Below are 256 nucleotides of genomic sequence, written 5' to 3'. Positions count from 1 at the left end.
ACTTCAACACTCGCCAGCTGTTCAGTGCAGTCATTTCGCGCCAGGATGCAACGGACGAGCAGAGCACGCGTTTAGGCGTTGTGCGTGAGACTTTTTCGCGCTGGTTGAATCAGCCCGACTGGGGACGGGGAAATGAGAAATCCCCGACAGAAACGGTTGATTACAGTGTGTTGCAACGAGCATTAAGCGCAGAAGTCGATCTTTATTGCCAACAAATGGCTAAAGTTCTGGCAGAGCAGGTCGATGAATCTGTTAC

General features: G+C 51.2%; 1 protein-coding gene. It reads left to right on the top strand.

Annotated features, from left to right (window positions below; translation table 11 throughout):
• Nucleotides 1-256 (top strand): hypothetical protein (locus SB822_RS58785; protein WP_410859334.1); only part of this gene is annotated, 256 nt, incomplete at both ends.

The organism is Paraburkholderia sp. SIMBA_054 (assembly GCF_046534875.1).
In the GTDB taxonomy this organism is placed as follows: Bacteria; Pseudomonadota; Gammaproteobacteria; order Burkholderiales; family Burkholderiaceae; genus Paraburkholderia; species Paraburkholderia hospita.
Note: the sequence above shows the minus strand (reverse complement) of the source record. Positions and strands in the feature narration are given on the sequence as shown.